Source organism: Micromonospora sp. NBC_01699 (genome assembly GCF_036250065.1).
Taxonomy (GTDB): Bacteria; Actinomycetota; Actinomycetes; order Mycobacteriales; family Micromonosporaceae; genus Micromonospora_G.
Map to the genome: position 1 here is coordinate 6,927,748 of NZ_CP109199.1, position 21,613 is coordinate 6,949,360.

22 protein-coding genes and 1 riboswitch are annotated in these 21,613 nt (G+C 71.9%); of the genes, 7 read left to right on the forward strand and 15 right to left on the reverse strand.

Features of this window, described 5'->3' with window-relative positions; all coding sequences use genetic code 11:
* Positions 1-35: 35 nt before the first annotated feature.
* The 5 genes from OG792_RS28395 to OG792_RS28415 all read right to left on the reverse strand — a co-directional run bounded on the left by OG792_RS28395 (position 36) and on the right by OG792_RS28415 (position 5,573).
* Positions 36-2,093, reverse strand: a complete 2,058-nt coding sequence (locus tag OG792_RS28395; RefSeq protein WP_329104003.1) for a cytochrome c oxidase assembly protein — start codon at positions 2,091-2,093, stop codon at positions 36-38.
* Positions 2,090-2,698: a copper resistance CopC family protein gene (locus OG792_RS28400; RefSeq protein ID WP_329104005.1), complete on the reverse strand. Its 609-nt coding sequence runs from the start codon at positions 2,696-2,698 to the stop codon at positions 2,090-2,092. Before OG792_RS28400 ends, OG792_RS28395 begins: the two co-directional genes overlap by 4 nt.
* A gap of 76 nt (positions 2,699-2,774) precedes the next feature.
* The gene (locus OG792_RS28405) at positions 2,775-3,689 is read right to left on the reverse strand and encodes a cation diffusion facilitator family transporter (RefSeq protein WP_329104007.1); all 915 of its coding nucleotides are present in this window, start codon (positions 3,687-3,689) and stop codon (positions 2,775-2,777) included.
* Between the two features lie 178 nt (positions 3,690-3,867).
* Positions 3,868-5,202, reverse strand: coding sequence for a hypothetical protein (locus tag OG792_RS28410; RefSeq protein WP_329104009.1), 1,335 nt, complete (start codon positions 5,200-5,202; stop codon positions 3,868-3,870).
* The gene (locus OG792_RS28415) at positions 5,199-5,573 is read right to left on the reverse strand and encodes a hypothetical protein (protein ID WP_329104011.1); all 375 of its coding nucleotides are present in this window, start codon (positions 5,571-5,573) and stop codon (positions 5,199-5,201) included. Before OG792_RS28415 ends, OG792_RS28410 begins: the two co-directional genes overlap by 4 nt.
* Before the next feature lie 88 nt (positions 5,574-5,661).
* On the opposite strand from OG792_RS28415, the gene OG792_RS28420 reads away from it, so the two are divergent.
* The 3 genes from OG792_RS28420 to OG792_RS28430 all read left to right on the forward strand — a co-directional run bounded on the left by OG792_RS28420 (position 5,662) and on the right by OG792_RS28430 (position 8,635).
* The gene (locus OG792_RS28420) at positions 5,662-6,534 is read left to right on the forward strand and encodes a copper resistance CopC family protein (RefSeq protein ID WP_329104013.1); all 873 of its coding nucleotides are present in this window, start codon (positions 5,662-5,664) and stop codon (positions 6,532-6,534) included.
* Positions 6,535-6,764: 230 nt separating this feature from the next.
* Positions 6,765-6,896, forward strand: a riboswitch (cyclic di-AMP (ydaO/yuaA leader).
* Positions 6,897-6,899: 3 nt separating this feature from the next.
* Complete coding sequence (locus tag OG792_RS28425) at positions 6,900-7,910, forward strand: coiled-coil domain-containing protein (RefSeq protein WP_329104014.1); 1,011 nt, start codon at positions 6,900-6,902, stop codon at positions 7,908-7,910.
* A gap of 191 nt (positions 7,911-8,101) precedes the next feature.
* On the forward strand, positions 8,102-8,635 hold the full coding sequence (locus OG792_RS28430; protein WP_329104016.1) for a MarR family winged helix-turn-helix transcriptional regulator: 534 nt from the start codon (positions 8,102-8,104) through the stop codon (positions 8,633-8,635).
* 171 nt (positions 8,636-8,806) lie between these two features.
* Here the strand turns inward: OG792_RS28430 and OG792_RS28435 are convergent, their stop codons facing one another.
* On the reverse strand, positions 8,807-9,499 hold the full coding sequence (locus OG792_RS28435) for a hypothetical protein (protein WP_329104017.1): 693 nt from the start codon (positions 9,497-9,499) through the stop codon (positions 8,807-8,809).
* Positions 9,500-9,719: 220 nt separating this feature from the next.
* On the opposite strand from OG792_RS28435, the gene manD reads away from it, so the two are divergent.
* Positions 9,720-10,931, forward strand: coding sequence for a D-mannonate dehydratase ManD (gene manD / locus OG792_RS28440; protein ID WP_329104018.1), 1,212 nt, complete (start codon positions 9,720-9,722; stop codon positions 10,929-10,931).
* Between the two features lie 37 nt (positions 10,932-10,968).
* Here the strand turns inward: manD and OG792_RS28445 are convergent, their stop codons facing one another.
* The 7 genes from OG792_RS28445 to OG792_RS28475 form a co-directional block, all read right to left on the reverse strand.
* Complete coding sequence (locus OG792_RS28445; RefSeq protein WP_329104020.1) at positions 10,969-12,225, reverse strand: erythromycin esterase family protein; 1,257 nt, start codon at positions 12,223-12,225, stop codon at positions 10,969-10,971.
* Positions 12,226-12,282: 57 nt separating this feature from the next.
* Entirely contained in the window at positions 12,283-13,287 is a 1,005-nt protein-coding gene (locus OG792_RS28450) for a hypothetical protein (protein WP_329104022.1), read from the reverse strand.
* Between the two features lie 19 nt (positions 13,288-13,306).
* Complete coding sequence (locus OG792_RS28455; protein ID WP_329104024.1) at positions 13,307-13,849, reverse strand: hypothetical protein; 543 nt, start codon at positions 13,847-13,849, stop codon at positions 13,307-13,309.
* A gap of 115 nt (positions 13,850-13,964) precedes the next feature.
* Positions 13,965-14,936, reverse strand: coding sequence for an ErmE/ErmH/ErmO/ErmR family 23S rRNA (adenine(2058)-N(6))-methyltransferase (erm, locus tag OG792_RS28460; RefSeq protein WP_329104025.1), 972 nt, complete (start codon positions 14,934-14,936; stop codon positions 13,965-13,967).
* 178 nt (positions 14,937-15,114) lie between these two features.
* On the reverse strand, positions 15,115-15,240 hold the full coding sequence (locus OG792_RS28465) for a hypothetical protein (protein ID WP_329104027.1): 126 nt from the start codon (positions 15,238-15,240) through the stop codon (positions 15,115-15,117).
* Between the two features lie 93 nt (positions 15,241-15,333).
* Positions 15,334-16,239 (reverse strand): Gfo/Idh/MocA family protein, encoded by a 906-nt coding sequence (locus tag OG792_RS28470; protein ID WP_329111484.1) that lies wholly within the window; start codon positions 16,237-16,239, stop codon positions 15,334-15,336.
* Between the two features lie 120 nt (positions 16,240-16,359).
* A complete protein-coding gene (locus OG792_RS28475; protein ID WP_329104029.1) occupies positions 16,360-17,067 on the reverse strand; it encodes a hypothetical protein in 708 nt (235 codons plus the stop codon).
* A gap of 189 nt (positions 17,068-17,256) precedes the next feature.
* Between OG792_RS28475 and OG792_RS28480 the strand changes: the two genes are divergently transcribed.
* Complete coding sequence (locus OG792_RS28480; RefSeq protein WP_329111485.1) at positions 17,257-17,631, forward strand: hypothetical protein; 375 nt, start codon at positions 17,257-17,259, stop codon at positions 17,629-17,631.
* Between the two features lie 79 nt (positions 17,632-17,710).
* Positions 17,711-18,097 carry a hypothetical protein gene (locus OG792_RS28485; RefSeq protein WP_329104031.1) on the forward strand — a complete coding sequence of 129 codons (387 nt, stop codon included), beginning with the start codon at positions 17,711-17,713 and terminating at the stop codon, positions 18,095-18,097.
* Positions 18,098-18,150: 53 nt separating this feature from the next.
* Here the strand turns inward: OG792_RS28485 and fabG are convergent, their stop codons facing one another.
* Both fabG and OG792_RS28495 read right to left on the reverse strand, forming a co-directional pair.
* Positions 18,151-18,930: a 3-oxoacyl-ACP reductase FabG gene (gene fabG / locus OG792_RS28490; protein WP_329104033.1), complete on the reverse strand. Its 780-nt coding sequence runs from the start codon at positions 18,928-18,930 to the stop codon at positions 18,151-18,153.
* 37 nt (positions 18,931-18,967) lie between these two features.
* The gene (locus tag OG792_RS28495; RefSeq protein WP_329104035.1) at positions 18,968-20,626 is read right to left on the reverse strand and encodes an alpha-amylase family protein; all 1,659 of its coding nucleotides are present in this window, start codon (positions 20,624-20,626) and stop codon (positions 18,968-18,970) included.
* Between the two features lie 146 nt (positions 20,627-20,772).
* On the opposite strand from OG792_RS28495, the gene OG792_RS28500 reads away from it, so the two are divergent.
* Positions 20,773-21,456 carry a DedA family protein gene (locus OG792_RS28500; RefSeq protein WP_329104037.1) on the forward strand — a complete coding sequence of 228 codons (684 nt, stop codon included), beginning with the start codon at positions 20,773-20,775 and terminating at the stop codon, positions 21,454-21,456.
* Positions 21,457-21,613: the final 157 nt, after the last annotated feature.

The following is a 21,613-nucleotide window of genomic DNA, read 5'->3' on the forward strand; positions in this document are numbered from 1 at the left end:
CGGTGTGCCTGGAGGGGTGGGGGTTCGGGGACGGGTCAGGGGTGTCTGGGGACAGTTTCGCGGCGCCGACGGACGGCCAGCAGTACGAGGGCGGCGAGTGGGGGCAGGTTGCCCAGGGACCAGAGCAGGTGGCCGGCGGTCTGCTGGTCGACCAGCGGCGGGTCGCCCCAGGGGCGGGCCAGGGCGGTGGACCAGTCGGCGGCGAGCAGGCTGCCGGACCGGGCGAGCACCAGCCCGAGTACGACCTGCGACACCACCAGTAGCAGCACGGACAACAACCGGGTCGGATAGCCGGACCGACGGGGTACCGGGTCGACGCCGAGCACCACCCAGAAGAAGAGACAGCCGGCGGCCAGGAAGTAGCCGATCATCAGCAGGTGCGCGGCGTGCGACCGCAGGGTCTGGTCGTAGATCCCGGTGAAGTAGAGCGGGAACCCGGTGGCGGCGAGCAGCACCATCGCCACCGGCGGCCGGGTCAGCAGCAGCCCGAGCCGGGATGCCCCGGCCGCCCGCAGCCACTCCCGTACGCCCGGCCAGCCGGGGGTGACGGCGGTCGGTAGCACCCGCCGGGCCAGGGTGAGCGGGGCGGCGAGCACGAGCAGGAGCGGCGCCACCATGGTGAGCAGCAGTTGCTGGATCAGGTGCACGCTGAACAGCAGCGGCGCGTACCGGGCCAGGCCGCTGGAGGTGGCGACCACGATCACGGCGCAGCCGAGCAGGAACACGCCCGTACGCCACGCCGGCCAAACCCCGCCGGTACGCCGGAGCCGGGTCACCGCACCGAGGTAGTAGCCGGCGGCGGCGAGCGCGACGGCGATCAGGATCGGTTCGGGCAGCCAGTCGCCGAGCAGCCGGGCGACGTCGGGTGCCGCCGGCAGCGGGTAACCGAGCAGCGCCTGGGCGATGCTCTCCTCGGGTCCGCCGGGCACCGGCGCCGGGGTCCGGGACAGGGCCACGGCGGTGCCCATCGCGGCGGCGAACAGCAGCACCTCGACGCCCGCGATCCGGATGAACCGGCTCCGGTCGCCGCCGAGCAGGGCGGGCAGGGCGGTACGCCGCTGCCACCAGCCGGCGGCGGCGAGCGTACCGAGCAGGAGGGTCTTGAGCAGGACGAGTTGGCCGTACGGGGTGTCGACGAGGGCACCGGGGCCGGGCAGGCGCACGTACGCGGAGACCAGGCCGGAGGCGGCGACCAGGAGCAGGCAACCGGCGGCGAGCGGGGAGAACCGGCGTACGGCGATGGCTAGTTGGTCGGTCCTGGCGCGACCGGTCAGTGCCAGGGCGAGCAGCCCACCGGCCCAGACCGCCACCGGTACGACGTGCAGCAGCAGGCCGGAGACCGCGAGTTGGTGGTTGCTGGCCGCCGCGGCGTGCCCGGTGAAGACCGGCGGCACCATCGCCAGTACGGCGAGCAGGAGCGCCACCCCGGCGGTGCGCGGGGTCAGCGCGGCCCGGCAGATCAGGAAGATCGCCCCGGTCATCCAGCCGGACAGCGCCAGTGCCTGTCCCAGCTGGACGGTGGTGGCGAAGTTGACGACCGAGGTCGGCGACACCGCCTCGGCGATCGGCAGTCCGAGCACGTCGGCGAGGGTGAGGCAGAGCGCGGCGAGGCTGGCGAGGCACCAGCCCAGCGCCGACCAGGCCGCCGCCCGGACCCGCCGGTAGCCGGTGGCGGAGAGGCCACCACCGGCGGCGCGGGCCGAGAACAGCACCGCCGCCAGCAGCAGGCCGACGGTGACGACGGCGCCGACCTGCATGCCGAGCCGGGCGGCAGGCAGCAGCCACGGGGTGATCGGGCCGGCGTCGACCAGGCCGGGCAGGATCTCCCGGCGGGTGGCGCCGCCGTACCAGAGCAGTGCGGCCAGCACCCCGACGGCGACCAGCAGCCCGGCGGCCGCGACCGGCCAACTACCGGGGTACGACCGGCCGGGTCCGACCGGTGCCCGCACGGCTGCCCGGTCCGGCGTCTCCACGACCGGCCGCCCCGGCGCGGCCATGGCCGACTGCTCCGGCGTCTCCACGGCCAGACGGTCCGACGCGGCCGTGGCCGACTGCTCCGGCGTCTCCACTACCGGGCGGTCCGGTGCGTTCATGGCTGGCCGGTCCGGCGTCGCCGGACGAGCAGGAATCCGGTGCCGATCGCCAGCACGGCGACGCCGCCGAGCAGCAGGCCGGGTACGACACCGCGCCCGCCGTCGGTGCTGCTCTCGTCGCCGGCGAGTGCACCCGGCAGGGCGTCCGAGGGGATCGCCGTCGCGCCGGTCGGGCTCGGTTCGGTCGGCGGTTGCGCGCCCGCCGACGGTGTCGCCGGGGCGGTGGTGGGCGGCGGGGCGGTCACGGTGAAGGTGAACTTGCCGCTCACCGGGTGCCCGTCGACCGACACCACCCGGTACGCCACGGTGTAGTCGCCCGCGGCCAGTGGCTGACGCAGCCGCTGGACCGCGCGCACGCCGGTGACCTGCGGTTGACCGTCGCCGACGGCCGTAGCGGACCTATCGGTCACCGCGATGGTGGTGAACCTGGGGTTGAGCTTCTCGGCGAAGTCGAGCACCACCTCGGCCGGTGCGGCGGCGAGCCTGGCCCCCTTGGCCGGGTTGCTGGCCCGCAGCTCGTTGTGCGCCCAGGCGGGTGCGGGCGCGACCATGAGCGCGGCGGCACAGGCGACGGCGATGACGGCAAGTGGGCGGAACACTCGCATCCAGCTCAACTCCCAACGGCGATGGCAGACAGCCCCACGGATAGTCGCGCTGGCCGGCCGGATAGTTCCCGGCCGTTCACCAGTGGCTGTCCTGGCACAACCGGGCCGAGGTTAGCGGTTCGACCTGGAGGGTGGCGTGGTCGATGCCGAAGCTCTCGTGCAGCCGTTCGCGGGCGGCGGTCAGCACCCCGCCCGCATCGGCGCCGGGGTCAAGGCTGAGGTGGGCGGAGGCGACGTCCATGCCGGAGGTCAGGGTCCAGACGTGCAGGTCGTGTACGTCGCAGACCCCGGCCACGGCGGCCAGGCTGGTGCGTACCTCGGTCACGTCGACGTGCGGCGGGGCGGCCTGCACCAGCACCCGGATCGCGGCGCGGGCGAGTTGCCAGGTACGCGGCAGGATGAACAGGCCGACCGCGACCGCGACGACCAGGTCGGCGTACAGCCAGCCGGTGAACGTGATGACGGCCGCGGCGACGATGACGCCGACCGAGCCGAGCAGGTCGCCGAGCACCTCCAGGTAGGCGCCGCGCACGTTCAGACTCTCCTTGGCCCCGGAGCGCAGCAGCAGGAAGGCGACGATGTTGGCGACCAGGCCACCGACCGCGACGACGAGCATCGGGCCGGCGGCGACCTCGGGTGGGGCGCCGAACCGGCGGACCGCCTCGATCAGCACCGCGATCGCGACCCCGAAGAGCAGTACGGCGTTGGCGAGCGCGGCCAGCACCTCCAGCCGGTAGAGGCCGAAGGTGCGCTGGGTGTCCCGGCCGGCGCGGCTGGCGGCGGTGATCGCGGCCAGCGCCATGCCGATGCCGAGTACGTCGGTGAACATGTGCCCGGCGTCGGAGAGCAGGGCGAGCGAGCCGGTGAGCCAGGCGGCGACCGCCTCGACCACCATGAACACGGTCAGTACGGCGAAGGCGGCCCAGAGCGGGCGGCGGTGTTTCTCCCCTGCCCGCAGTACGTGTGCGCCGTGGTCGTGGCCTGCGCCCATGGCTCGCCCTCCTCCGTCGTCGCGTGCACCTCCCACAAAGTATGCGTACATCGCTATGTGTGCAAGTTAGAAGTGAGACCCATTGCCAGCTTCGATGGACCCAGGCTCGATGAACGAGAAAAGGTGCCGGGTCAGCCGGCGGAAAAGGTGCCGGGTCAGCCGGCGACGAGCGGCCGGGTCAGCCGGCGAAGAGCAGCAGCAGGCCGGCGACCGTGTAGCCGACCATCAGCACCAGCAGCGGCACCTGCGCGGCGATCGCGGACCGGCCGGGGAACAGGACCAGCGCCCGGTCGTGACCGAGCACGGTGCCGAGCAGATGCCCGAGCACGATCAGCGTGACCTGCAACATGGCCACCCCGGTCGGGGTGACCAGGGCGGCACTGACCGACCAGTCAGCCGTCCCCAGCCAGTTCGCGTCCCCGGTGACCAGCGGATCGGAGAGCAGCGCCACCGTCCGCTGCCCCTCCAGGACCAGCAGCGAGTAGTAGTGCGCCAGCACGTACCCGACCGCGATCGGCACTATGGCGTGGGCGATCTCGCCCGCCACGTCGACCGGCCGCACGCCCGGCGCCAGCTTCGCCGCGAGCAGGCAGGTCAGGCCGTACGCGGCCAGCACCAGGCCGATCAGCGCCAGCATCCCGACGGTGTTGGTCAGCGCCGCCGGCAGTTCGGTGTTCTGCACGAACCGGAACCAGGCCGGGGCGTTGGACAGGCTGTCGAACAGCGTCGAGCCGAGCAGGATCACCACCACCGCGGTGAGTCCCGGCGCCGGGGACAGACCGCTCATCCCCTCCAGCGGATTGCGCCAGACCAGCGTCCCGTCGTCCCGACGACCGACCACCGCGAGCCGGCCGACCAGGTCGCCGTACACCTCGAAGGCGTCGCCCCGGTCGAAGAAGTCGACCCCGAACAGGGCCGCGCCGACCAGCATCAGCAGCGCGTAGAGCACCAACCAGGTACGGATGACCGGCACGGTGGCCCGGTCCGGCGCGACGAGTTCCAACCAGACGAAGGCCAGCAGGCCCAGCGCGGCCGGCCAGTAACCGAGTCGCGGCGGCAGCGCCCGCCACCCCCGCCGCGGATCCCGTCGAACCAGCGCGGCACCGAGCAGATAGACCGTACGCAGCGGATTCAGCGACCGCCACACCGGTCCGAACAGCAGCGAGGCGGGCACCAGCCCGACCCAGAACACCACGTAGAACAGGCCCGCGGTGGGGTTGCGGTCGACATCCGGCCCGAAGAAGAGTCCGAGCGCGAAGTAGGCGGCGAACACCAGTCCCAGGCCACGCAGCGTCCACCGCCACCCGGCCGAGTCGACCAGCCGCGCGACCCGCTCCGGCAGCGGCCGACCCGCCTCGGGGTCGCCCAGCCTCGGCTCCCGCCACAACGCGCCCAGCACGACGAACGAGATGACCAGGGCCAGCGCCGCACCGGTCACCGCGTACGCGAACGGGATGGGCAGGTCCTGCCGCCCGCCGACCCCGTGAGCGAGCAGCTCGGGCACCGTCCTCATCGGACCAGTAGCTGGAACAGCAGCAGCCCGGACTCGTGCGTCTCGACCTCGAACAGGCCGTCCCGGTCCGCCACGAACTCGACCGTGGCCGGCTGACCGGCGGGAAGTTCGGCGCCGACGTCGTACCCGTGCACGTGCACCCGGTCCGGCACGTCGCTGGTCACGGTGATCCGGACCGACTGGCCCTTCTTCGCGTCCACCCGACCCGGCTGCGGCTCGGCGCGGCCCTCGGTGACGGTGATGGCCACCTCGACCGGGGCGCTCGCGTCCACCGGTTCGTCGGTGGAACCGCATCCGGTGCCGGCGAGGGCCAGCAGGGCCGAGCCGAACAGAGCGGCCAGTGCACGACGACGGCCGATAGAGAACATCATCACTGTCTCCCCAGTCAGCCGGTCCCGCCACATCGGGAAGCGACTGTAGCGTCTTGCCGGGCACAGCGGAAGCCACCATGATGGGCCGATGCGATCGACCCCCCTGGTCACCGTCCGCGCGGCATGCCGCCTGCTCGCCGTCGCGCTCGGCGCCACGATCGTGCTCGCCGTGACCGGCGCGCCCGCGTCGGCCCACGGTCAGCTCGCCGTCTCCGACCCGGTTGCCGGCGCCACCCTGTCGCGGCCGATGCAGGCGCTGGAGCTGTACTTCACCGAGGCTCCCACCGCCAACGCGTACTTCACCCTGACGACACCGAGCGGCGTACGGGTCGACGCCGGTTGGCAGCCCGGTCCGGACAAGCGGCTCGACCGCCCGGTCACCGAACTGAACCTGGTCAACGGCAAGTGGGAGCCGAAGCTCTATCACACCGGATACTCCGCGTTCGTCCAGGTTTCGCACTGGCCGGAGAAGGGCGAGTACACCGCCAGCTATCTCTCGGTCGCCTCCGACAGCGAGCCCGTACGCGGAACGGTGAAGTTCTCCTACTCCGGGGCGCCGACCGCCGCGCCGCAGGGCTGGACCGCACCGACGAACGCCGCCGACCCGGCCCTGCTCGCCGCCGCCGAGAACCCGGACCGGCCGGCCTCGGCCAATCCCGGCGCGGTTACCGGCAGCAGCACCGCACCGGCGGCGCCGGTTCCGGACACCGCGAGCGGCGCCACCGACGACGGCAGCCCGATGGTCTGGTTGTTGCCGGTGCTGCTCCTCGTCGGCGTGGCGGTCATCGTGGGCCTGACCCTGCGACCCCGGCGGACGGCACGGATCAACACCGGGCCGGCGAACCGCAGGCGACCGGTCACCACCGCCGCGGCCCGCCGTGCGGCGGCGGCCAGGAAAGCGGCGACCGGCTCCCGGTCCACCGGAAAGGCACAGCCGTCACGCAAACGCGGCAACCGCTGACCACGGATCGCCGGCCGCCGATCACTGACACGGATCACCGGCCGTCGACCGCTGATTCGACAATCGGCACCGCCGTCATTACAGCCGGTATCCACGTTAGTCAGAACGGCGAATGATAACCGAAAGTTGTTGTCCCATAACGCTTTTCGCACCGGACGGGCATGTCCACCGGTACGGATCACACGGTAGAATTCTTCGCGGTCAACGCCAATCGGCGCCAACCGGCGCCGGCGGGACCGTCGCCTAATCGTCCTTGGACGAACCGGGGAACCGAGTACGTGGGGTGAATCCGCGACAGCGGTAGGGATCACTTCCATCCCGAACCCGTCAGCTAACCCGGTCGGCGACCAACGGAAGGATCATGCATGACGGCACCCCTCCGCCGATGGTTCACGCCTGCCCTGGCATTGGTCACGACCCTGCTCATGGTGGCACCGTTCTCGGCTCCGGCCCTCGCCGCGCCGGCTACCCCGCCCGGGCCGGCCGAGTCCGACACGCCACTGCTGAGTGAGGTTCTTGAGGCGACCGGTCGCCGCTACCTCGAAGCGAAGGCCGCGCTCGACGCCTCGAAGAAGCGACAGGCCGTCCTCGCCACCGAGTTGGGGAAGGCCGAGGCGCAGATCGAGGAGCTGACCCCCCAGATCGCCGAGATCGCCGCCCGCTCCTACCGCACCGGCAAGCTCGGCGCCGTATCGGCGCTGCTCAACAGCGCCTCCCCGGACTTGTTCCTGCAACGGGCGGTCGCGATGGACGAGATGAACGCGGTCAACGACCAGAAGCTGCGCGAGCTCAACGCCGCCCGCGAACTGGCCGAACGTGCCAAGGCTCTGGCCGACGCCGAGGTCAAGGAGCAGGAGAAGCAGGCGACGGTGATGGCGCGGCAGAAGCAGGACGCCGAACGCTCACTCGCCCTGGTCGGCGGCAAGCGACTGACCAACGGCTTCGTCAACGCGAACTCGCCGGTGGCGAAGGCCGCCCCGCGTACGGCCAGTGGCGGTTGGCCGAGGGAGTCGTGCAGCAAGGACGACCCGACCACCGGAGGCTGCATCACCCCGCGCACGCTGCACGCGTACAACGAGGTGAAGAAGGCCGGCTTCAACCGTTTCGTCGGCTGTCACCGCAACGGTGGACCGTTCGAGCACCCGAAGGGCCGCGCCTGCGACTGGTCCCTGCTCAACAGCGGATTCGCTTCCGCCCGCAACCAGGACCAGCGGCTGTACGGCAACAACCTCACCGCGTTCCTGGTCCGCAACGCAGAGCAGCTCGGCATTCTCTACGTCATCTGGTACAAGCAAATCTGGTTCCCCGCCACTGGCTGGAAGTCCTACAGCGGCGAGAGCGACCACACCGACCACGTACACATGTCCATGCTCTAACCCCTCCCCCTCCCCGCGTGCCTCACCCCCTCGCCTCGTCGATCTAGGGCATATGGGTGCTTGTTGATCTCTATTCACCACCATTTGCCCTAGATCGACGGGGAGAGAGGGTGAGGGCACGCGGGGAGGGAAGGGGAGGGGAGGGGGTTGGAGGAGGATGACGTGTCATCCTTGGTGGGTATCATGGGTGGGTGGCGGCGAACGGGGAACGGTGGCTCAGTGAGCGGGAGCAGCGTGCCTGGCGTTCCTTCATCACGATGCAGATGGAGTTGCAGAGCCGGCTGAACCGCCAACTGCTCGCCGACACCGGACTCTCCGAGAGCGACTATGCCGTGCTGGTCCACCTCAGCGAGGCGCCCGGGATGCGGCTGCGGATCTTCCAGCTCCGGGCCCACCTCCAGTGGGAGAAGACCCGGCTCACCCACCACCTGGGGCGGATGGCCCGGCGCGGGCTGGTCGAGCGGGAGCCGTGTGTCACCGACCCCCGGGGCGCGTTCATCCTGATCACCGACACCGGTCTCCAGGAGATCACGCGGGCCGCACCGAAACACGTGTCGCACGTACGGCGCTGGGTGGTCGACGTACTCACTCCCGAGCAACTGGACGCCCTCGCGGAGATCTCCGACATCGTGCGGGCCGGATTCGAGCAGGACACCGAACCCGAACCCTGCGACACCGAAACCGCCGACCCGTTCGACGCGGAGCCCGTGCCCGGCGACCACTGACACCGGGCCTACGACGAGAACCGGCCCGTGCCCCGGGGGGCATGAGGCCGGACCTGCGCCGAAGACCCGGCCTCACGGTGGGACCGGCGGGTTTGGCCCGGGGATGGCCGAGGTTGCGGCCGGTCGGGCGCGGTTGAGGTTTGGCCCGGGGACGGCCGAGGTTGCGGCCGGTCAGGCGCGGTTGAGCACCCAGGTCAGGCCGCCAGCGTCCTTCGGGGTCAGGGTCAGGGTGTCGGTGCCGCACTGGTAGCGGCCCTCGCCGAGCAGCGGCTGGATGTCGACCACGTCGCCGCTGCGGCTGGCACCGTCACCGACGTACTCGGAGATCTTGACGTTTTCGAACAGCGTGGCCGGCGTCGGCTCGGTCAACGCCACGGTGACGCGGGTGTCGCCCCACTGCAACGGTGGCACCGGGGCCCAGTCGCCGGTCGAGCCGCCGCCGGCACCGGTGCTGACCGTGCCGCTGGCCTTGCCGGCGTAGCTGAACGTGCCGGAGATCCTGGCGTCGCCGAGTTGCGCCTTGAAGGTCACCGGCTTCATCGTGCCGAAGTCGACAGTGGTCGCGCCGGTCGGACCGACCTGCACCAGGACCCCGTCCCCGCCGCTGATGCTGGCGCTGGCCAGCGTCCCGCCGGTCTGCCCGGCCGCCGAGGCGGTACGCCAGTTCCCGGTCACGCAGGACGCCACCGGGCCGCCGGTCGCCGGTCCTGCACTGGCGCTGGCGCTGCCGGACGGCGCCACGGTGCCGGTACCGCCGGACGGGCTCGGTGTGGCCAGACCGACGGCTCCACCATCGGTGCAGCCGCTCGCGGCCAGGCCCAGTCCGGCCAGGGCCGCCACTGCCGCTATCGCCGATGTACGCATTCTTCCTCCTCCAGTTGTCCGTGGCGGCTACCGTCGCGCCGATCGTGGCGGCGCCACGGGATCCGCCCACCCACTTCTGCTACCCCGAACCGGACATCGACCAAACCGAAGGCAATACGCTGCCTGAGGAACGCCCACACCGCCCACACCGCCCGCCGCCACCGGAGCCGCCACCCGCGCCCGCGCCACCACCCGCGCCCGTCCCCTCGGAAGGCACCCAATGAAGATCATCGCCGCCGACGTCTTCGTCACCTGCCCCGGCCGCAACTACGTCACCCTGAAGATCACCACGGACGACGGCCTGGTCGGGTACGGCGACGCCACCCTCAACGGCCGTGAGTTGTCCGTCGCGTCGTACCTGCGGGATCATCTCGTTCCGCTGCTGGTCGGGCGGGACGCGGCCCGGATCTCCGACACCTGGCAGTACCTGTACCGGGGCGCCTACTGGCGGCGGGGTCCGGTGACGATGACCGCCATCGGCGCCGTCGACGTGGCCCTGTGGGACATCAAGGGCAAGGCCGCCGGCCTGCCGGTCTACCAGCTCCTCGGCGGGGCGGCCCGGGACGGTGTCACGGTCTACGGCCACGCCAGCGGCGCCGGGATCGACGACGCGGTGGCCGACGTGGCCCGCTTCCTGGAAGCCGGTTACCGGGCGGTCCGGGTCCAGTCCGCGATCCCCGGACTCACCTCGACCTACGGTATCCGGGTCGGCGGCGGCCTGACCTACGAGCCGGCCGCGCACGACCGGCCGGCCGAGGACGTCTGGGACACCGCCGCCTACCTCGACTTCGTGCCGAAGCTCGTCGCCGCCACCCGCGACCAGCTCGGCTACGGCTTCCACCTGCTGCACGACGTGCACCACCGGCTCACCCCGATCGAGGCGGCCCGGCTCGGGAAGTCGCTGGAGCCGTACCGGATGTTCTGGATCGAGGACAGTACGCCGGCCGAGGACCAGTCGGCGTTCCGGCTGATCCGGCAGCACACCGTCACCCCGCTGGCGGTCGGGGAGGTCTTCAACACGATCTGGGACTGCAAGGACCTGATCTCCGAGCGGCTGGTCGACTACATCCGTACGTCGGTGCCGCACACCGGTGGGATCACCCACACCAAGCGGGTCTTCGACTTCGCCGACACCTACGGCGTGAAGTCGGGCTCGCACGGGGCGGGCGACGTCTCGCCGATCGGCATCGCCGCGGCGCTGCACCTGGACCTGACGATCCCGAACTTCGGCATCCAGGAGTACATGGACCACCTCGACCCGGCCGGTGAGGTGTTCCAGGCCGGCTACCGGTTCGCCGACGGGATGCTGCACCTCGGTGACGAGCCGGGCATCGGTGTCCGGTTCGACGAGGAGGCCGCCGCGCGGTACCCGTACACGCCCAGGTATCTGCCGGTGAACCGGCTCGCCGACGGCTCGATGCACGACTGGTGAGACCCGTGGGCCGCCGCCGGGTCGCGCGGGGTCGGTCTCAGAGCCCCGCCGGGTACGTCTCCAGCTCGCCCGGCTCCGCGAAGGCCTGCAATTCGTGTACGGCGGTGGTCTGGTCGCACCAGATGAACGCGTCGTACCGGTCGGCCAACCGGGTAGGTACGTAGTTGCCCCACTCCTCGAACGACGGGTCGTAGACCACCCCGATCGCCCGGTGGTCGGCCGGCTCGTTCAGCCACTCCGGACGGTCGCCGTGGGAGAGCACGAGCAGCGCCCGTTCGGGCAGCATGCCGTGCATCCGGTCCTCCAGCGAGCCGGGGCGGGCCGGCGGCACGGTCATGATCTCGGCCGGTGCGCCCCAGCGCGGCGCGGCGACCACCGTTCCCTGGTAGCCGCCGAAGCCGACCAGGGTCACCTCGTCGGCCCCGTGCCGCTCACGGGCCAACTGGCCGAGGTTGGTCATGCCGGCGTCGGCCATGTCGGTGGCCCGCGCGTCGCCGATGTGGGTGTTGTGCGCCCAGACCACCGCCCGGGTGTCCGGCCCGTACCGGTCCAGCAGCCGGTCCAGGGTGTCCGCCATGTGCGTGTCGCGTACGTTCCACGACTGCGGGCCGCCCGCCACCATGGCCCGGTAGTACCGCTCCGCGCCCGCCACCACCTCGGCGTTCTGCCACGCGGCGAACCGGTCCGCCCCGTCGGACGCGGCGCGGGCCCGTACGGCTGCCAGCAGTCGGATCACCTCGTCCTCGCAACTGGCCGAGACGAACCGGCTGGCCAGCCCGTACTCCTCGACCTGCTGCCCGTATGGCTCGAAGCAGCGGTAAGCCTCCCGGGCGGCGGCCACCGCGGCCGGGTCGTCCTCACCGAGGTAGTCGAAGATCGCCCGCATCGAGTCCCACAGGCTGTAGACGTCGAGCCCGTGGAAGCCGACCCGGTCCGGCTCCGCCCGGTCGGAGTTCCAGGCGCGCAGCCAGTGGCAGAACCGGGCCACCTCGGCGTTGGCCCACATCCAGGTGGGCCAGCGTTCGAACCGCTCCAGCGCGACCTGCGGGTCGGTGTCGGCGCCCGGTGCGGCGGTCACCGAGCGGTGTACCCGGTCGCAGTCGGGCCAGTCGCCCTCGACGGCCACGAAGTTGAACCCGCACTCGGCGATCAGCCGGCGGGTGAACTGCTCGCGCAGCCGGTAGTAGTCGTACCCGCCGTGGCTCGCCTCGCCCAGCATCACCACTCGGGCGCGGCCGACGTGGGCCAGCAACGGATCGAAGTCGCCCGGTCCCCCGAGCCGGTGCACCTGCATGTCCGGGCCTACCCGGCCGACCCGACGACAAACCGACCGGCGGGCGCCGCCGTCGGCTCAGGCCGCGCCGGCCCCGGCGCGCGTCGCGCGGTTGCGGCGCACCAGGTACGCCAGGAAGGCGACGACCACGACCGCGAGCAGCAGCCCGGCGCCGATGGCCAGCACGGGTGCCGAGCGCCCGTCGGGTTCCGCCACTATCGCGCCGACCGGTGCCGGCAGGGTCAGCGTCGCCTCGGTTACCCGCTCGACGGTGCCGCTGAGCAGCACCAACCGCGCGTCCCAGCGGCCGTCCGGCAGCGGCTGGTCCAGCACCACATGCACCTGCCCGGACTGGCCCGGCAGGATGGACACGCCGCTGGCCACGTCGAACGGTCCGGCCCTGAGGGTGCCGGAGGAGTGGGCCAGGGTGAGGGTGCCGGCCATGTCGAGGGCGCGTCCACCGGTGTTGTGCACCTCGGCGGTGACCACCGGCCACTGGCCGGCGGGCGGGCCGAACGCCAGTCCGTCGACCCGGAAGTCGGTCGCCGGTTCGCCGCCCGTACCGATGTCGAGGTAGACCCGTACGCCCACCCGGCGGATCTGGCCGACGTTGCTGTCGTCGGACGGCGGCCGGGTGACCTGGGCCCAGACGGCCGCGTACCGTTCGCCGGCCGAGGCGGTCTCCGGCACGGTGATGGTGACCCGGACGAGCTTCTTGCTGTTCGGGGCCAGGTCGACGCTCGGCACCTCGACGCCTATCCAGTCGCTCAGCTCGTTGGCGGTACGTCCGTCGGCACCGACGAAGACACTTTCCTCGATCGAGGCGCCGGCGGCGTACAGCTCGATTTTCCGTTGTTCGGACGACGAGTTGCGGACCTCGATCCGGCGATTGATGGTCGCGCCGGGCTTGAGGTGGTCGATGATGTACGTCCGGGCGCGCGGATCCTGGACCCGGGCGGCGGGGATGTCCAGCAGTCGGATGCTGATCCGGCCATCCTCGTCGTCCCCGTTCGGGGCGCGGGACACGGCGCCGGCCGGCGGTACGGGCACCGTGACCGTCAGTACGGCGACGGCGGCCAGCACCGCCAGCCGGCGGAGGCGATCAGAGAACAGAATGGGTCACCGTGCCCGTGTAGACACCGGCGACGGCGGTCTCCGGGATGTTGACCAGCAGGGTCGGGTTCCAGGTCGCGGAGTTGTCACCACTGCCCGCGGTGTGGGTGAAGACGGTCCGCGGCACGTTGATGATCACGGCGTCGGCCGCGGTCGGCTGGGCCGGTGTGAAGGTGCCGTTTCCGCTGGTCGCGGTGGCGCCACCGGACCAGTAGAGGACGTTGATGTCGGGGATCGTCTCGGCCGGGGTGCCGCCGCCGGTGGTGAAGTCGGTGGAGATGACGGTCGCGGTCCAGGCGGCGTTGAGCGCGGCACGCTCATCGGCCACGGTCACCGGGCCGATCTGGCCGGTCGCGGTGTCACCCGGGTTGGCCGAGCCGATGTTCGCCGTCGGTGGAACGGTGATGGTGAGCCCGTCCTCGGCGGTCACGGTCAGGGTGACGATGGTGTCCTCCGCCATCGCGGCGGTCGCCGGGCCGAGGACCAGCGCCAGGCCGGCCACGCCGCCGACCAGTACCTTCGTTCTCTTCATGACACTCTCCATTATTTGCAGCAAAAAGGGCAGAGCCGACAAGTCGTCAGCTTAATTTCAGCTCTGCCCCACTGCCCTACAAACTCAATATTCGACGCAACTCGTGCACTACCGGTCAGTCCGGGGCGTACGGCTGGAGCAGGCGGAACAGGGCCAGCCACTGCTCCGGCCAGACGAACCCGACCGGGGTGTCGACGGCCAGCCGGGTCGCCCGGCAGGCGGCGTCGAGTCGCGACCGTGGATAGCGTCGGCGCAGCGACCCGTACAGCGAACCGCCCTCGCCACCGAAACCCAGCTCCACCAACCGCTGGTACGCCGGCAACAGCGCCGGTGCCACCAGTGGACTGACCCGCCGGTCCAGCCGGAGAATGCCCGCGTCCACCCGGGGTACGGGACGGAACGCCGACCGGGGCACCCGGCCCGCCAGCCGCCAGTGCAACGACGGCCAGGTGAGCACCGTGAGCCGGCTCCACCGGCCATAGTCACCGGTGCGTTTGCGGGCGTACTCCAGTTGGGTGAGCAGGGTCGCCGAGGTGAGCCGGGGTGCCCGCAGGCACCGGTCGACCACCCCGGCGGTCAGCGCCCACGGGATGTTGCCCACCACCGCGTACGGCTCGTCGGGTGCGCGGGCGGCGAGGAAATCCTCGGCCAGGCAGGTGACGTTCGTCAGCGGTGCGCAGGTGTCGGCCAGCACCGGGACCAGGTACGGGTCGATCTCGTACGCCAGCACCCGGCCGGACCGCGCGGCCAGTGCCCGGGTCAGCACCCCGCGCCCGGCGCCCACCTCGACGACCAGGTCGTCCGGTCCGGGCCGGGCGGCGGCCACGATCTGCCGGACGGCGTCGGGATGATGCAGGAAGTTCTGCGACAGTACGCGACGGGACCGGTCACGCTCGGTGTTCCGGCCCGGCTGACGGCCCGCTTGCCGGGCGGCCCCGGCGGCCGAGGGTGGCCCGTTGTCGGGTTGCCGCGTGAGTGGGGACGGCCCGCTCTCGGGTTGCCGCGCGGGCGGGGGTGGCTCGTTGTCAGGGTGCCGGGCGGTCCCGGCGGGTTGGTGCGGTCGGTTGACGGGTTGGCGAGGTGCCACGGCCGGTGTCCTTGTCTGCCGCCACGGTGAACAGGACCGGGCGGCGATCCGGACAGGCACGACGAGTCGGGGCCTGTCCGAGCGGGATCTGGACTCGGATCGGCCCTGGGTGTGCGCGGCGGACACGGCGCAGCGGAGCCACTGGACCGGCCTGGTGCCGTCCAGCGGGCTCGGAAGATCAGGCGGCGTGCACGTCCTGGCAGACCAGGGCCGTACGCCGGACTCGCGGGCGGGACGCCAACAGCTGGCCCCACGCGGCCGGCGCGGCGGCCACGTTGATCAGGGCATGCGTGAACGTGCACATGGCGGCCACGCTAACCATGGGCGATATCCCCGGCAACCGATTTCCGGCGGCGGGACACCCGAAACTCAGCCCGGCGGCGGGACGCCCCGAAACTCAGCCCGGCAGCCGGACCGTACGGCTCTGCCGGCGGGCCGCCTCGGCGGCGTCGAGTACGGCCACCACCTCCCGGCCGAACCGTACGTCACACGGGTGGTCCCGGGCACCGGAGTCGACGTCCTCGACCAACTGGTCCAGGGCCAGCGAGAGGGCCTCCACGGCGGTGCCGTTCCCGCTCGGCACGCTTTCCACCCCGTTCTCGCCGTAGAAGACGAAGTCGAAGGTCCGGGCCGCCGGTGCCGCGTTCAGGGTCAGCGAGAGGGTGCTGGTCGCGCCGGTGACGTGGGCGAGCATCAGGTGGATGGTGTCGCGTGGGCCGTCCAGCGCGGACACCTGGGTCACCCGGCCGAGCACCGGCACGATGATCGACAGGGCGTGCGGGCCGATGTCCCAGAGCGCGCCCCGCTCCCGCCGCCACGGCGACGCGCCGTACGGGTTTCCCGGCTCGAAGATCGAGGCGAACATGGTGGCGCGGGCGCCGTACCAGCCGCCGGCGGCCGCGGTCGAGCTGAGGAATCCGGCCACGTTCGGGTGGAACCGATTGGTGAAGAAGACCAGCGACGCCACCCCGGCCCGCGCGGTGGCGCTCATCACCCGCTCCGCGTCGGGCAGGCTCAGCGCCAGCGGCTTGTCCAGCAGCAGGTGCTTGCCGGCGATGGCGGCCTGGACCGCTATGTCAGCCTGGATGTCCGGCGGTAGCGCCACGGAGACCGCGTCGACCGTCTCGATCAACTCGTCCACGTCGTCGAAGGCCGGTACGCCGTACCGCTGGCCCAGCGCCCTGGTCTTGTCGTGGTCACGGCCCCAGATGCCGGCGAGTTGCGCCTTCGGGTGCGCGGCGAGCGCCGCCGCGTGTGTCTCGGCGGCCCAGTGACCCGTGCCGAACAGCCCGAACCGTAGCAACGCCGGCTCCTCTCCTCGCCCGGCCAGCGCCGGTGGCGCCGGTGTCCGGCCGTACCCGGCCACCGTGGTTAACCTAGCGCCTCACCGGGCCCGCAACACGGCAGGCTCCGGCGAGCAGCCCTACCGGTGACGCCGGGGGCGGAGGAACCGGCGGCGGGAGGTGTGCCGCTGCACGGCCAGCAGGGCCTCGTCCGCCTCGGCCGCGGATTCGGCCGCCTCGTCGACCAGCGCCTCGGCGGCCACCTCGGCGACCCTGGCCGCCTGCTCGGCCCGGCGGAGCCCGGCCGCGGCCCGGTCGTGCGCCCGGCGGGCCGCGCCCTGCTCGATCCGGCAGCGTTCGGCGGCGCGTTCGCGCTCCTCCTGGGCCGGGTCCCAGTCACCGGACCGGCGGAACACCTCCCGCAGTTCCTGCACCGAGATGTCCCCGCGTCGGTAGGCGGAGAGCGCGGCCCGGGACACTGCCCGTTCCCGCTCCGGGTCGTCGGCCGGGGCGCCGTCGGTGACCCTGGCCGCTCGCCGGCCGGCGAGCGCCGCCTGCCAGGCCCGGTCGTACGCCTGCTCGACGGTCTCCTGGGCGGTCCAGGCGGCATCCCTGGCCTGCTCCGCGATTGCCACCTCGGCCCGTGCCAGCAGCGCCCGCTCGGCTGCGGCGGCCGCGTCGACCTGGGCCTGGGCGGCGTGTACGGCGAGTTCGTCGGCCTCCTCGCGCAACCGGCCCGGGTCGGGACGCGGGGTACGGGAGTGGTCGGCCAGCACCGCCAGCCCGAGCAGGGCGAGCACGACAAAACCGCCGGCCATCAGCAATGCCCACACACCCGTCGCGCCCACGCCGTCGCTCCCCACGGTCCGTGTCGCCCAACCGGAGCCCTGCCCGGAACCCCGCCGGACCCCGTTGTGAACCGGTGCGGCCCGGCTCGGAGCCCAACCGGACCGATGATAGACGTGTGCTGATGGAGTGACCAGCCGTGACGGGTGCCCGGTGGGCAGGTCGGAGTGGCCCGCGGCGGGCTCACTAGGCTGTCGGGCGTGAACGGCTCCCTGGTGACGGTGACGATCGTGCTCTCGCTCGTACTCGCCGGGTGGAGCCTGATCACGACGTTGCGCAACCGGGCACCGGACCTGACCCACCTGGTCGGCCTGGCGATCGTGGAGGCGAGCCTGCTGGTCCTCGCCGGCCTGGCGCTCGCCGCGTGGGCCGGCGGCGAGCAGCCCGGTGAACCCGGCACCTTCTTCGGCTACCTGGTCACCCTGGTCTGCCTGCCGCCGCTGGCCGGAGTGCTGGCCCGGATGGAACCGACCCGGTGGGGCTCGGTGATCGTGACGGTGGTCTGCCTGGTCATCCCGGTCGTCGTGGTACGGCTCCAGCAGACCTGGGAGGTGACCGGTGGCTGAACAACCGACCGGAACGTCGGAACCCGGAACGACGAAAGCTGGAACGACGACCGGGGCGTCGCCCTCGTCGGCGGGGCGGGTGACCAACGCCGGGCCCGGCCGGGTGCTGATCGCGGTCTACATCCTGTTCGCGATCGCCGCCACCTCCCGCGCCGCCCTCCAGATCGCGACGAAGTTCGACGAGGCGCCGGTCGCGTACCTGCTGTCGGCGTTCGCGGCGGTGGTCTACATAGTGGCCACCGTCGGGCTGGCCCGCGCCGGTCGTACCGGTCGCCGGATCGCCCTGGTCTGCTGCACGGTGGAACTCGTCGGCGTGCTGGCGGTCGGCGCCACCAGCCTGCTCGACGCGGCTCTCTTCCCGGACGACACGGTCTGGTCCGGCTTCGGCGCGGGCTACGGCTACATTCCGCTGGTACTGCCGGTGCTCGGCCTGCTCTGGCTGCGCCGTACCCGGACACCAGCCTGACCCGGACACCAGCCTGACCCGGGCGGCAGCCTGACCCGCGCGGCGGTCGCCGGCTAGTCGCGCGGGCCGCCCGCCACGTAGATCACCTGACCGGAGACGAACGACGCCCCCTCGCTGGCCAGGTACGAGATGGTGTGCGCCACGTCCTCCGGCCGGCCGACCCGGCGGACCGGGATCTCGGCGGCACCGGCCCGCTGGAAATCGTCGAAGTCGACCCCGATCCGGGCGGCGGTCGCGGCGGTCATGTCGGTCACGATGAAGCCGGGCGCCACCGCGTTCGCGGTGATGCCGAACGGCCCCAGCTCGATCGCCAGGGTCTTGGTGAAGCCCTGCAACCCGGCCTTGGCCGCCGCGTAGTTGGCCTGCCCCCGGTTGCCCAGGGCGGAGGTGCTGGACAGGTTGACGATCCGGCCCCAGCGCTGCTTGACCATGTGCTTCTGCACCGCCCGAGTGAACAGGAAGGCGCCGCGCAGGTGGACGCCCAGTACGGTGTCCCAGTCCGCGTCGGTCATCTTGAACAGCAGGTTGTCCCGGAGCACCCCGGCGTTGTTCACCAGCACGGCGGGCGCGCCCAGTTCGGCGGCGACCCGCTCGACCGCCGCCTGCACCTGCTCCGGGTCGACCACATCGGCACCGACCGCGAGCGCCCGGCCACCGGCCGCGACGATCGACTCCACGGTCGCCGCGGCGGCCGACTCGTCCAGGTCCACCACGGCGACGGCCAGGCCGTCGGTGGCGAGCCGCCGGGCGGTGGCCGCCCCGATGCCTCGGGCGGCGCCGGTGACGATGGCGACGCGGGACTGTTCCGACTCGACAGTGGGCTGTTCCGACATGATTACCTCCCGGTAACTTACGCTCGGCGGGAGGAGCTTAACCCAGCATGCCCGGGCCGCGGTGCAACCGGATCCAGCGATAGCCGTACCCGGCCACGGCCAGCGCGTCGAGCTTGCCGACCGGGGCGTACTCCTGGTCGGCGAGCACGTCACCGGGGAGATCCGCCTCGGCGTACAGGTCGCCGAGGTCCACCACCGCGTCGGACGTACCGAGGTTGTGCAGGAACAGCATCGTGCCGCTCGGGCCGTCGGCTCGATGCGCCAGCACCCCCGGCGGCATCACCCGGTCCAGGTCCGTACACCGGCCCGAGCCGACCTCCGGGGCCTCCCGCAGCGTACGGATCATCCGCTCGAACCAGGACAGCAACGAACCCGGGTCGTGCCGTTGCGCGGTCACGTTCACCCGCTCGTAGCCGTACTCGCCGCCGGTGATGACCGGGCGGATCAGGTGCTCCGGCTCGGCGGCGGAGAAGCCGGCGTTGTCCTGGAACGACCACTGCATAGGGGTACGGATCGCGTCCCGCCCGTCCAGCGACAGGTCCTCCCCCATCCCGATCTCCTCGCCGTAGCGCAGCACCGGTGTGCCGCGCAGCGAGAACTGCAACGCGTACGCCAGCTCGATCCGCCGCCGGTCGCCACCGAGCATCGGGGCCAGCCGCCGCCGGATGCCCCGGCCGTACAGGCGCATCCCCTCGTCCGGGCCGAACTGCTCGAACACCTGGTCGCGCTGCTCGGCGGTGAGCCGGGACAGGTCGATCTCGTCGTGGTTGCGCAGGAAGGTGGCCCACTGCCCGCCGTAGGGCAACTCGGGGGTGTCCCGCAACGCCTCGATGATCGGCTCCGGGTCCTGCCGGGCCAGGGCGAGCACCAGGCGCCCGTTGAGCATGAAGTCGAACAGCATGTGCAGCCGGTTGGCGGAGCCGCCCCGGTCGCCGAAGTAGTGCACGAGCTGGGCCGGTTCGACGTTCGCCTCGGCCAGCAGGACCGCGTCGGCCCGGCGCCACTGCGCGTGCTGGCGCAGCTCGGTGACGAACTCGAAGTCCTTGGGCGAGTCCGGGTTGCCCGGTTCGGTCAGCTCGATGATGAACGGCACGGCGTCGATCCGGAACCCGGAGACACCGAGCTGGAGCCAGAACGAGACGATCTTCTTGATCTCCTCGCGTACCGCCGGGTTGGCCATGTTCAGATCCGGCTGAAACCGGTAGAACCGGTGGTAGAACCAGGACTTCGCGGTGCGGTCGTAGCTCCACGTCTCGTCCTGCTCGCCGGGGAAGACCATGCCCTGCTTGCGGTCCGGCGGCGCCTCGTCGGACCAGACATACCAGTCCCGGTACGGCGAGTCCGGCGACGAGCGGGCCGACCGGAACCACGGGTGCTCGTCCGAGGTGTGGTTCACCACCAGGTCGATGATCACCCGAATGCCCCGGTTCCGGGCCTGGTGCAGCAGTTCGGCGAAGTCGCCGAGGGTGCCGAAGCGCGGGTCGACGTTGTAGAAGTCGGTGGCGTCGTAACCGTCGTCCTTGTTCGGCGACGGGTGGATCGGGTGCAGCCACAGGCAGGTGACCCCGAGCCGGGCCAGGTAGTCCAGCCGGCCGATCAGCCCGCGAAGGTCGCCGACCCCGTCGCCGTCCGAGTCCGCGTACGTGTCAATGTCGAGGCAGTAGACGACTGCCTCGGAATACCACCGGTCACCCATGCCCGACTGCCTTTTCCGGTACGCCGTACCGGCAAACCGATCCCTGGTCGGGGCCGGCGGGTGTAGGAGTGGATCGTGGCGGGTAGGAGGTTTGTTTCCACCCGCCCGTCCGGAACGGGTCGAGGGCTACCGAGGGAGCAGCGTCGATGTTGGTCAGCACCGCGGCGGAGCCGACCGAGATGGGCGGGCTGACCGGGTGGGTGGCCTCGGTCATCGACACGCTGGGGCCGTTCGGGGTCGGCCTGCTGGTCGCCCTGGAGAATCTCGTGCCGCCGGTCCCGAGCGAGATAGTGCTCGCGCTGGCCGGCTACCTGGCCGGCGAGGGCGGCGCGAACGTCTTCGTGATGGGGGTCGCGGCGACGGTCGGCTCGGTGGTCGGGGCGCTGGCGCTCTACTGGGTCGGCGCGGTCCTCGGCGAGGAGCGGCTCAAGCGTTGGCTCGACCGGATCCCGCTGGTCGACGCGGACGACCTGGACCGGGCCGACCGCTGGTTCGAGCGGTACGGCAGTTGGGCGGTGCTGCTCGGCCGGATGGTGCCGGTGGTCCGCAGCCTGGTCTCGGTGCCGGCCGGCGCCAACCGCATGCCGATCGGCCGGTTCCTGGCATTGACCACGCTGGGCAGCGGAATCTGGAACTCGATCTTCATCGGGCTCGGGTTCGCGCTCGGCTCGCGCTGGCAGCAGATCGACCGGTACAGCACCTGGTTCGACCTGGCACTGCTCGCCGGCTTCGTACTCGTCGTCTCGACCTGGGTGCTCAAGCGGGTCCGCCGCCGCCGGTCACGGCGCCCGGAGAGCCGGGACCGGGCCGAACGTACGCCGGTCCGCTGAGCCGCGTACCCCGGTCTGTCCCGACCCGGGCGCGGGACAAGCGGCTGATCACCGTTGACCAGCCACTCGTCCCGCGCGCCCTGGTTGCGGGTCGGAGCGGTCGCCCCGGCACCGGTTGGGTGCCGGGGCGACCGGTCGTCAGTGCCGGGCGGTGCCG